Below are 10866 nucleotides of genomic sequence, written 5' to 3'. Positions count from 1 at the left end.
ACCATGACCGATACCGACACGCCCGCACTAGCAAGCTAAAACCCCAAACGAGAGGAAAACGCCGTTACACCACTACAAGGGACTTGACCCCGACCAGCTCCAAGACACGTTCAAGAAGTTCACCGAGTGCACGGGCATCACCGTCGAGCACAACGGCATCGGCGAATTCGAAACCCAGATCGTCGTCCAGGCGGAGTCCAACAACGCTCCCGACCTCGCGATCTTCCCCCAGCCCGGCCTGCTGCAGCGCATGGTGAAGGAGGGCTACATCAAGGAAGCCCCCGCTGAGGTCGAAAAGAACGTCGACGAAGGCTGGTCCGAGGACTGGAAGGCCTACGGCACCGTCGATAACAAGTTCTACGCCGCGCCCCTCATGGCGTCGGTGAAGTCCTTCGTGTGGTACTCGCCGGCAATGTTCAAGGAGGGTGGCTACGAGATCCCCAAGACCTGGGATGAGCTCACCGCCCTGACCGAGAAGATCGCCTCCGAGCACTCCGAGGGTTCGACGCGCCCGTGGTGTGCGGGCATCGAATCCGGCGGTGCGACCGGCTGGCCGGCCACCGACTGGATTGAGGACCTCGTCCTGCGTGTCGGCGGCGGCGACGTCTACGACAAGTGGGTCACCCACGAGATTCCGTTCAACGACGCCAAGGTGAAGGAAGCCGCCGAGTACGTCGGCAAGATCCTCACCGACGACAAGTTCGTCAACGGCGGCATCGGCGACGCCCGCTCGATCGTGTCGACCTCGTTCAACGACGGCGGTCTGCAGATCCTCGACAAGGCGTGCTACATGCACCGCCAGGCCTCCTTCTACGAGGCCCAGTGGCCCGAGGGCACCAAGGTCGCGGAAGACGGCGACGTCTTCGCGTTCCCGCTGCCCCCGGTCAAGGAAGGCGAAGTTCCGCTGCTCGTCGGCGGCGAGTTCGTCGGCGCGTTCAACGGCAAGGACGAGACCAAGGCCGTCCAGGCCTACATGGCCTCCGGCACCTGGGCGAACACCCGCGTTGGCATCGGTGGCGTGACGAGTGCGAACAAGGCCGTGGATGCCTCGAAGGCGTCCTCGCCCCTCCTCAAGCAGGCCATCGAACTGCTGCAGGATAAGAACTCGGTCGTCCGCTTCGACGGCTCCGACCTCATGCCCTCCGAAGTGGGTGCCGGCTCCTTCTGGACTGGTATGACCCAGTGGCTGAACAAGGAAAAGGATCTCGACACCGTCCTGAACGACATCGAGAACTCCTGGCCTAAGGGCTAGTCCTGTCACTTGATCGACTCTTGGGGGCGGCACCATTGAGTGTCGCCCCCACAGTCGCACCTTCCGCCTCCTAACAGAAGAAGTCTCGCCATGCTCAACACCAAGATCGGCCAAATGGTCGCAGCGATTGTGGCGCTGATTGTAGTGGTCGCACTCCTCATGCTGCTCGCGAAGCTTGCGGATCGACTACCCGAAAAGCTCCGCCGCTGGGCTGCGCCTCTGATTTTCGCTGGCCCCGCCCTCGCCATGCTGGGCGTCGGCCTCATCTACCCCGCGATCCGCACGACAGTGATGTCGTTCTACGATCGCCGCAGTGCCGAGTTCGTCGGCCTCGATAACTACAAGTGGGTCTTCACCAACGCCGACTCGCTGCAGTCTTTCGCTAACACGTTCTGGTGGGTGCTCCTCGTGCCCACCCTGTCCACCGGTATCGGCCTCGTCTACGCGATCCTCATCGATAAGTCGCGCTTCGAGAAGGTCGCGAAGACGCTGCTGTTCATGCCGATGGCGATCTCGTTCGTCGGCGCCGGTATCATCTGGAAATTCGTCTACGACTACAAGGGCGCGTCCCAAAGCCAGATCGGTCTCGGCAACGCGATCATCACGATGTTCGGCGGGGAACCCGTGCGGTTCTTGCAAGACGCCCCCTGGAACACGTTCTTCCTCATCGTCGTCATGATCTGGATCCAGGCCGGTTTCGCCATGGTGCTCCTGTCCGCCGCGATCAAGGCGGTGCCCGACGATATCGTCGAAGCCGCCCTGCTCGATGGCGTGAGCTCCTGGCAGATGTTCAAAAACATCACCGTGCCCTCGATCCGGCCGACGCTCGTCGTCGTCCTCACGACCATCACCATCGCGACGCTGAAGATCTTCGATATTCCGCGCACCATGACGGGCGCGAAATACGGCACCCAGGTGCTCGCGAACCAGATGTACGACCAGTCGTTCACGTTCGGTAACAACGGCACGGGCTCGGCCCTGTCGGTCATCATCTTCGTGCTGGTGATCCCGATCGTCGTGTACAACGTGCGACAAATGCTGATCAACCGGGAGGTGCGTGGGGCATGAGTAAGGACACCCCAGACATGGAACGCGTCTCGCCCGTCGACGGCGTGCCCGAGGACATTGCCGCGACCGGCACGACCACGTTGGAAGGCGCCGGAACCACCGACATTAAGGTTGCTGACGGCGACAAGCCCGCCGATAAGCCGGGCAAGCGCGTGCGCAACAAGGACGACCAACTGGGCAGCGCCGCCAAGCGCCTGCTCACGAACCGGTTCGGCTCCCTCGTCGCGCTGCTCATTGCCGTGTTTTGGACGGTGCCGACATTCGGCCTGTTCATCTCCTCGATCCGGCCCGAGCGCCAGATCAAGACGAGCGGGTGGTGGACGTTCTTCGCCGACCCGCAGTTCACTTTGGACAACTACAACGAGGTGCTCTTCGGACGTGCCTCGTCGGGCGCGTTGTCGAACTACTTCATGAACTCGCTGGTCATCACGATCCCGTCGACGCTGATCCCGCTCGCGGTTGCGGTCCTCGCGGCCTACGCGTTCTCGGTGCTGCAGTGGCGGGGACGTGACGTCGTGTTCATCACCGTGTTCGCGCTGCAGATCGTGCCGCTGCAGATGGCCCTCATCCCGCTGCTGCGACTGTTCTCGGGCACCTCGCTGCTCGCGAACTTCCCGTTCATTGCGGTGTGGATCGGGCACTCGATCTTCGCGCTACCGCTCGCGATCTTCCTGCTGCACAACTTCATGGCCGAGATCCCACGCGATCTCATCGAGGCCGCGAAGGTGGACGGCGCCGGACACGTCACCGTGTTCATGAAGATCATGCTGCCGCTGCTGGTTCCGGCGATCGCGTCGTTCGCGATCTTCCAGTTCCTGTGGGTGTGGAACGACCTCCTCGTCGGTCTCACCTTCACCGGTGGCAATAACGCAATCCAGCCGCTGACCGCGCGCCTGGCCGAAATGGCGGGCTCGCGTGGCCAGGACTGGCATCTACTCACCGCGGGTGCGTTCGTGTCGATCATCATCCCGATCGGCGTGTTCCTCGCGCTCCAGCGGTACTTCGTCCGTGGTCTGCTCGCGGGCTCCGTTAAGGGCTAGCGACGACGACGGACGAGAGCATGGCGGCGGGTACTTCGGTGCCCGCCGCTTCGCATTCGGTAGGCTCGAAGCATGCCGATGTCGCAGTCTTTACCGTCCGCTGTCCGCCGCCACCGCGAGATCGCCGCGCTCTTAGCATTCGGGTTCCAATCCCGCCACGAGTATGGCTTCGGCTATCTCGGTGACGATGCCCAAATCCTTACCGAGCGCGGCATCGAACTGTGGATCACCTGCCGCATGACGCACTGTTTCGCGCTCGGTTCGATGTTGCCGAAGGACTACCTCGGTGACGCCGATCCCGGCCGCTACCGCGAACTCGCCGAGCACGGCATCTCGTGCCTGAAGAACCACTTCCACGACGCCGAGTTCGGTGGCTATTTCTCCGCCCTCGACGCAGCCACGGGCCAGCCCGCCGCCGACGGGGGAGAGCGCAAGGCCGCCTACGCCCACGCCTTCGTCGTGCTCGCCTCCTCCAGCGGCGTTGCCGCCGGAATCCCGGGCGCTCGCGAACTGCTCGACGACGCGCTCGCCCTGTCGACCGAGCGCTGGTGGGACGAGGACGCCGGAATGGTCTACGAGTCGTATTCGCGCGACTTTTCCGACTGCGAGCCCTACCGCGGCGTGAACGCCGCGATGCACACGGTCGAGAGCTACCTCGCCGCGGCCACCGTCGCAGGCGATGACACGTACCTCAAACGCGCGGTACGCATCATTGAGCGCGTCGTCGGCGAGCTCGCCCCCGCCTACTCTTGGCGTTTCCCCGAGCACCTCGACGTCGAGTATCAGCCGATGCCGGACTTCAACCGCGACCGTCCGGCCGACCCATTCCGTCCCTACGGCGCAACGCCCGGGCACTGGTTCGAATGGGGACGCCTCGCCCTGCAGGCCGCCGCCGAATGCGACGCGCGCGGTATCGACGCCGACCCGCGGATCACGCGCAGCGCCTACGAACTCATCGCGACGGGAGCGAAGGAGTCCTTCGGCGTCGACGGGACACCCGGCTACGTCTACACGACCGACTTCGATGGCACCCCCGTCGTGCACGAGCGCATGCACTGGGTGGCCTGCGAGGCCTACGCCGCGGGGATTGCGGCGGCGCTCGCGCAGCCGAGCGCAGCCGAGCGGTGGAGCGATGTCGCCGCCCAGGCGTGGGGTTATATCGAGGAGTTCCTCATCGAGCAGCCGGGCCAGTGGGTCCATGAGCTCGACCGCGACAACCTGCCGGCCGCCGGCACGTGGGAGGGCAAGCCCGATATCTATCACGCGCTGCAGGCGATGCTCTTCCCCGACCTGCCGCTCGCTCCCGCGTTCGCGCCGGCCGTCGCGCAGCTGGGGGACTAGAGGGTCAAGATGACCTTGCCGAAGGTCGCGTCGTCGTCCATGAGGGCGTGCGCGGCCTCGACGTCTTCGAGCGGAACCTCCTCGGAGACGACCGGGTGGATCTCGCGCACGACATGACGCATCGCGGTGACGATCTGCGCCTTGCGCGCTTCGGATAGCGAGCGCAGCGTCGAGCCCTGAATCCGCAGCCGCTTGGAAAGGACCGCCCCGAGATCGATTTCGCCGCGCCGCCCGCGCTGCAGCCCGATGATGATGATCCGGCCATCACGCGCCGCGTGTTCGATGCTTGCCTCGAGCGCGCCCGCGCCCAACATGTCGAGCGTGACGTCGAAGCCCGCTTCGCCCGCCGCTTCCCGCAGCTGTTCGGCCGCGTCTTCGGCGCGGTAGTTGATGGCGACCTCGGCGCCGAGCTCGCGGCACCGTTCGCACTTGTCGTCGCTGCCCGCGTTCGTTACGACGCGCGCTCCGAGCGACGCCGCGAGCTGGATCGCGACCGAGCCGACGCCGCCTGAGCCGCCGTGGATATAGACGTTCTCGCCCTCGCTAAGGCCGGCGAGTTCGACGAGGTTCAGCCACGACGTTGCGACCGCTTCGGGGAGGGCCGCGCCCTCGGCCATCGTGAGACCGGACGGCAGCGGCAGGCACTGCTCGGCGGGGGCCGCGACATACTCTGCGTACCCGCCGCCCGCGAGCAGCGCGACGACATCATCGCCGACGTTGACCTTCGATGCGTGCGGCGCCGCGACGACCGTGCCGGCGACCTCGAGTCCGGGAATCGGGCTAGCGCCCGGCGGCGGGGGATAGTGGCCGGCTCGCTGCAGGAGGTCGGCGCGATTCACCCCTGCTGCGCGAACCTGGATGAGAACCTCGCCGTCGGCCGGAGTCGGAGTGGGCAGATCGGCGACGGCAAAACTGTCGGGATCAATGGCACGCATAGCGTCAGTGTGTCATCAAACGACTCGGTTGGGGCCAGGTGGGCGCAAAGCGGTACACTGGCGATCGGCTCAGGTGGTGAATGCCTCCTGGGACCGGGAGGGTTGACCGAGCGGCCGAAGGTGACGGTCTTGAAAACCGTTGTGCGGGCAACCGTACCAAGGGTTCGAATCCCTTACCCTCCGCCCAGCAACTGGTCAGATGGCGTGTGCGTGAGCAATCTGTATTTTTCGATCTCGCGCTGAACCCGGTAGGCTAGTTCTGCTAAAGGAGACGTGGCCGAGTGGCCGAAGGCGCTCCCCTGCTAAGGGAGTAGCGGGTGATCCCCGCTCGGAGGTTCGAATCCTCTCGTCTCCGCCAGCAAAGAAAACCCCCGAAAAGGGGGTTTTCTTATGTCTTATGACGTATTAACTCAAGGCAAACGCACTAACGTGGGGCGTTAATCAGGCGGCGCGGCTTGAGTTGTGAATCGTCATCACTTCGTTACCATTGGCTTCGCACAATGTAACCCGTATCACCGTATCCTTGCCCTACCAGTTCCCCTGTGACGTGGAGGTTCGCGTGAGTACACCAGAAATTGTTCCCAGTACAGCCCATGCGGCTGGCGAGGATGCCCCGATCATTACCGGAAAGCCGTTGGCTCGAAAGCTCATCGGTATGGCAGTCGGCGTTGTCCTCGCGGTCATCGTGTACCTGCTGATGCCCGAAAACCTGTCGGACGCGCTGCAGGCAGCCTCCGATAAGGCGGTAGAAGCGGGCAAACCTGGTTTCACCTCGCATGGCCTCGCCTTCACAGCCGCAGTCGCCGTCCTCATGGGCGTGTGGTGGATGACCGAAGCGATCCCGCTGGCGGCCACGGCGCTCATTCCCCTCGTGCTGTTCCCCGCCTTCAAGGTCGCCGATTTCAAGGCGGCCGCCACGCCCTATGCGTCGGGTACCATCTTCTTGTTCATGGGCGGCTTCTTCCTCGCGCTCGCGCTGCAGCGCTGGAACCTGCACCGTCGCGTCGCGCTGATTACGGTGCTTGCCGTCGGCACGAGACCGAAGCAGCTGATCTTGGGCTTCATGGTCGCGACCGGCTTTATGTCCATGTGGGTGTCGAACACCGCGACCGCCGTCATGATGCTGCCGATCGGTATTTCCGTGCTCACACTCATCGGGGAGATGAAGACGGACTCCGAAGGCAAGGTTCGCTCGAACTTCGCGATCTCGCTCGTCCTGGGCATCGCGTACGCCGCGTCGATCGCCTCGCTGTCCACGCTCATCGGTACGCCCCCGAACGCGTTGCTGCGCGGCTACCTGAAGGACAACCATGACATCGAGATCGGCTTCGGCCAGTGGATGCTCTTCGGTGTCCCGCTGGCGTGGGGCTTCCTGCTCATCACGTGGTACCTGCTGACCAACGTCCTGTTCAAGTCGGAAATCGACGAGATTCCGGGCGGCAAGGCACTCATTCGCGAGGAACTAAACAAGATGGGCCCGATGTCCCGAGGTGAAAAGCTCGTCGGCATGGTCTTCGTCCTGGCCGCACTCTCGTGGATCTTCCTGCCGACCCTGTTCAAGGACTCGGGTATCACCGATGAGCTCATTGCCATGGCGATCACGCTCATCTTGTTCATCATCCCCGTCCACCCCAAGCACGGCGTCGCGCTGCTCGACTGGGATACCGCTAAGCACATCCCCTGGGACGTCCTTCTCCTGTTCGGTGGCGGCCTGTCGCTGTCGGCGATGTTCTCCGCTAATGGCCTGTCGGCCTGGATCGGTGAAAACGCCAAGGGACTCAATGGCCTGCCGATCATCCTCTTCGTCGTCGCAATCGCCGCGCTCGTCATCTTCCTGACGGAAATGACCTCGAACACCGCGACCGCTGCGGCATTCCTGCCGATCATGGGTGGCGTCGCCATGGGCATCGGACAGGACGTCATGCTCCTCGTCGTCCCGGTGGCGCTCGCCGCGACCTGTGCGTTCATGCTGCCGGTCGCGACCCCGCCGAACGCCATCGCCTACGGCACCGGCTACATCCGGATCAGCGACATGATCCGTGGCGGTGTCTGGCTGAACATCATCGGCATCGTGCTCATCACGCTCGTGACGATGACGCTCGGCGTCGCCGTTCTTGGCATATCGCTCTAGCGATCTCTCGTCACCGCTCGAAAGCGGTCGGCGTGCGCGGGTAAGTCCCGCCCGCCGACCGCTTTCGAAATGTCGCCGGAATCACCGTCCCCAGAATTTGGTGGCGCGGGGACTAGGCAGGTATTGTTGAGGGTGCCGAAAGGCCCAGCGCCCGTAGCTCAACGGATAGAGCATCTGACTACGGATCAGAAGGTTGGGGGTTCGAGTCCCTCCGGGCGCGCTTTTGAAAAGCCCGCGATTTCGCGGTTTTTTGCGTATCTGGACCTGTGTGCGAATGCCGCGGGTGCGCGCTGTAGCAATCGCTGATTCTGTCGCCGAGCATTCCGCAGCAGTCGCCCACGCGCGCTGCCCGGTCGGGCGTCAGTCGCCGCTGGTGGCATCGCTGTGGCGGCCGTCGCTTTTTTGTGGATCAAGGGCCGCTGACGCTGTCAAGACTTCGTAGTAATCAAATGACGCACGACGCGCGTATAGATGTCCTGTCACTAATTTCACTGTGCGAATGTCCCGACAGGTCGTCTCTCAAGTGCAAGTGAACACGCCGATCAATGCCGGTGGGAATCTGCACATTAGGGTGAATGGCCCGGATTTGTGCAGGTTTTCAGGGTTTTCTCAGCTTTCGTTTCCTGTATTTTGCTCCGGAATGTGTCAGACTCGGGGTAACGGAACGATAACGACGTCGTCCCAAGACATGGAAGCGAGGTGGGAGAGCGTCCCAAAAGTTTGCTCAAATTTCGGCTGGTTTTGATACCGCCGGGACCAAGGTCCCTGGTACGAGCGTACCAGAACCGACACACTAAAACCGTACCGACCACGTGATAATCACGAGAGAGCGTAGGAACGATGACGTACCGCGTTGATTCAGAAGTTGGAAAGCTTCACAAGGTAATTATTCATCGCCCCGGTCAAGAACTTGCTCGCCTCACCCCCACAAACAAGGATCAGCTCCTCTTCGACGACATTGTCTGGTTGAAGGAAGCGCAAAAAGAACACGATCAGTTTGCTGAGGTGCTGCGAGAGCAGGGCACGGAGGTCTTGTACTTCCAGGATCTGCTGTCCGAGACGCTGGATATTCCCGAAGCCCGCTCCCACATTCTGGATCACGTCTTCGACGAACGTCGCTACGGCCTGTCGGCCACCGATGCACTGCGCAACTATGCAGACCGCCTAGAGTCCGACAAGCTTGCGGAAGTCCTCGTCGCCGGCATGACCAAGCAAGAGGTATTCAAGGAAGTCGGAGACCCGAAGTCGGTCGTCTTTGACATGCTCGGCCCCGATGATTTCGCGCTGACCCCGCTGCCGAACCACCTCTTCACTCGCGACACGTCGTGCTGGGTGTACGACGGGGTGGCGGTGAACTCGATGAAGATGGACGCGCGCCAGCGCGAAACCGTCAACTACGAGGCCATCTACCGCTGGCACCCGAAGTTCGCGAACGAGGAGTTCAACAGCTGGTCCGATGCGAATGACGAAGGACCTGCCTCCATCGAAGGTGGCGACGTCCTCGTCATCGGCAAGGGCAAGGTCCTCGTCGGAATGTCTGAACGCACCACGCCGCAAGGTGTGGAGCGGCTCGCACACCGGCTCTTTGATGCCGGCCGCGCCGACGAGATCGTCGCCCTGCACATGCCGAGCGCTCGAGCGCTCATGCACCTGGATACCGTCATGACGATGTTGGATGAGGAATCCTTCACCGCCTACGGCAACCTGGGCATGCTCGTCTCGAACACGATTCGCCCCGGCGAATCCTCCGGCAAGCTCGATGTCACCTACAACTCTCCAGACAAGATGTTCGATGTCATCGCCGCTGCCCTCGGCCTGCCCGAGGTGCGCGTCCTCACGACACCGCAGGATTCCCTCGCGGCCGAGCGTGAGCAGTGGGATGACGGCTGCAACTTCTTGACTGTCAGCCCCGGCGTCGTCGTTGGATATGAACGCAACGTCGCCACGAACACGTACCTGCGGAAGCAGGGAATTGAGGTCATCGAAGTTCCCGGTTCGGAGCTCGGCCGTGGTCGTGGAGGACCACGCTGCATGAGCTGCCCGGTTGACCGCGATGGCATTTAATCCCATCCCTACCCATCGATAGGAATCCACACTATGAAGCACGCACTGCACGGCCGCCACTTCCTGAAGGAACTCGATTTCACCCCTGAAGAGTGGCTTTCGCTCCTCGAACTGTCGGCCGAACTGAAGGCCGCCAAGAAGGAAGGCCGCGAAGAGCAGACGCTGAAGGGCAAGAACATTGCCCTGATCTTCGAAAAGACCTCGACCCGCACCCGCTGCTCCTTCGAGGTGGCAGCCTACGACCAGGGTGCACAGATCACCTACCTGGATCCGGTCTCCTCGCAGATGGGTCACAAGGAGTCGGTGCAGGACACCGCTCGCGTCCTCGGCCGCTACTACGACGGCATCGAGTTCCGCGGCAAGAAGCAGGAACACGTCGAGATCCTCGCCGAAATGTCCGGCGTCCCGGTCTGGAACGGCCTGACCGACGACTGGCATCCAACCCAGATGCTCTGTGACATGCTCACGATGAAGGAGCACTCCGGCAAGGAGTACAACGAGATCTCCTTCGCCTACCTCGGCGATGGCCGCAACAACATCTCCAACTCCCTCATGATCTCCGGCGCGATGCTCGGCATGGACGTGCGCATCGTCGGTCCGAAGTCCCTGTGGAACGAGGACAAGTGGATCGAAAAGGCCAACGAGATCGCGAGGGAAACCGGCGCGAAGATCACCCACACCGACGATCCCAAGGAAGGCGTCAAGGGCTGTGACTTCCTGTACGCCGACGTGTGGGTCTCGATGGGTGAGCCGAAGGAAGTTTGGGACGAGCGCATCGCGCTGCTGAAGGACTTCCAGGTCAACAAGGAACTCATGGAAGCCACTGGCAACCCGAACACCAAGTTCCTGCACTGCCTGCCGGCCTTCCACGACCGCAACACCACCGTCGGCGAAGACATCTTCCAGAAGACGGGCCTGGAGTCCATGGAGGTCTCCGACGAGGTCTTCGAAAGCGAAGCGTCGGTCGTGTTCGATCAGGCGGAAAACCGCATGCACACGATCAAGGCCGTCATGGTCGCGACCCTCGGGGAGTAG

General features: G+C 62.6%; 7 protein-coding genes, 3 tRNA genes and 1 pseudogene. 10 read left to right on the top strand and 1 reads right to left on the bottom strand.

The annotated features are described in order from the left end of the window. Positions 1–106: 106 nt before the first annotated feature. From BSZ39_RS06685 to BSZ39_RS06670, 4 genes and pseudogenes are all read left to right on the top strand, one after another. Positions 107–1252: pseudogene (locus BSZ39_RS06685) on the top strand (ABC transporter substrate-binding protein); the annotation flags it as partial. Between the two features lie 90 nt (positions 1253–1342). Continuing rightward, positions 1343–2320 (top strand): carbohydrate ABC transporter permease, encoded by a 978-nt coding sequence (locus tag BSZ39_RS06680; RefSeq protein ID WP_073716593.1) that lies wholly within the window; start codon positions 1343–1345, stop codon positions 2318–2320. Next, positions 2317–3360: a carbohydrate ABC transporter permease gene (locus BSZ39_RS06675; RefSeq protein ID WP_245792444.1), complete on the top strand. Its 1044-nt coding sequence runs from the start codon at positions 2317–2319 to the stop codon at positions 3358–3360. The genes BSZ39_RS06680 and BSZ39_RS06675 overlap by 4 nt, the downstream gene beginning before the upstream one ends. Positions 3361–3432: 72 nt before the next feature. Continuing rightward, positions 3433–4701, top strand: a complete 1269-nt coding sequence (locus BSZ39_RS06670; RefSeq protein ID WP_245792443.1) for an AGE family epimerase/isomerase — start codon at positions 3433–3435, stop codon at positions 4699–4701. On the opposite strand, the gene BSZ39_RS06665 is transcribed toward BSZ39_RS06670, so the two are convergent. Beyond that, the gene (locus BSZ39_RS06665; RefSeq protein ID WP_073716592.1) at positions 4698–5636 is read right to left on the bottom strand and encodes an NAD(P)H-quinone oxidoreductase; all 939 of its coding nucleotides are present in this window, start codon (positions 5634–5636) and stop codon (positions 4698–4700) included. The genes BSZ39_RS06670 and BSZ39_RS06665 overlap by 4 nt on opposite strands. Before the next feature lie 96 nt (positions 5637–5732). On the opposite strand from BSZ39_RS06665, the gene BSZ39_RS06660 reads away from it, so the two are divergent. The 6 genes from BSZ39_RS06660 to argF all read left to right on the top strand — a co-directional run bounded on the left by BSZ39_RS06660 (position 5733) and on the right by argF (position 10866). Then, positions 5733–5819, top strand: a tRNA-Ser gene (locus BSZ39_RS06660). A gap of 84 nt (positions 5820–5903) precedes the next feature. Then, a tRNA-Ser gene (locus BSZ39_RS06655) sits at positions 5904–5994 on the top strand. Positions 5995–6195: 201 nt separating this feature from the next. Then, positions 6196–7767 carry an SLC13 family permease gene (locus BSZ39_RS06650; RefSeq protein ID WP_073716591.1) on the top strand — a complete coding sequence of 524 codons (1572 nt, stop codon included), beginning with the start codon at positions 6196–6198 and terminating at the stop codon, positions 7765–7767. 147 nt (positions 7768–7914) lie between these two features. Beyond that, positions 7915–7987 (top strand) — tRNA-Arg (locus BSZ39_RS06645). A 620-nt stretch (positions 7988–8607) separates the two neighbouring features. After that, entirely contained in the window at positions 8608–9831 is a 1224-nt protein-coding gene (gene arcA, locus BSZ39_RS06640) for an arginine deiminase (RefSeq protein ID WP_073716590.1), read from the top strand. A gap of 33 nt (positions 9832–9864) precedes the next feature. Further along, positions 9865–10866 (top strand): ornithine carbamoyltransferase, encoded by a 1002-nt coding sequence (gene argF, locus BSZ39_RS06635; protein WP_073716589.1) that lies wholly within the window; start codon positions 9865–9867, stop codon positions 10864–10866.

Origin of the sequence: Bowdeniella nasicola, from assembly GCF_001907295.1 — a bacterium.
Lineage (GTDB): Bacteria > Actinomycetota > Actinomycetes > Actinomycetales > Actinomycetaceae > Bowdeniella > Bowdeniella nasicola.
Note: the sequence above shows the minus strand (reverse complement) of the source record. Positions and strands in the feature narration are given on the sequence as shown.

What these genes read in the sequence shown, in the direction of transcription:
- BSZ39_RS06675 (WP_245792444.1), top strand. Translation starts at nt 2,317, where the DNA reads ATGAGTAAGGACACCCCAGACATGGAACGCGTCTCGCCCGTCGACGGC.
- BSZ39_RS06670 (WP_245792443.1), top strand. Translation starts at nt 3,433, where the DNA reads ATGCCGATGTCGCAGTCTTTACCGTCCGCTGTCCGCCGCCACCGCGAG.
- arcA (WP_073716590.1), top strand. Translation starts at nt 8,608, where the DNA reads ATGACGTACCGCGTTGATTCAGAAGTTGGAAAGCTTCACAAGGTAATT.
- BSZ39_RS06680 (WP_073716593.1), top strand. Translation starts at nt 1,343, where the DNA reads ATGCTCAACACCAAGATCGGCCAAATGGTCGCAGCGATTGTGGCGCTG.
- BSZ39_RS06665 (WP_073716592.1), bottom strand. Translation starts at nt 5,636, where the DNA reads ATGCGTGCCATTGATCCCGACAGTTTTGCCGTCGCCGATCTGCCCACT.
- argF (WP_073716589.1), top strand. Translation starts at nt 9,865, where the DNA reads ATGAAGCACGCACTGCACGGCCGCCACTTCCTGAAGGAACTCGATTTC.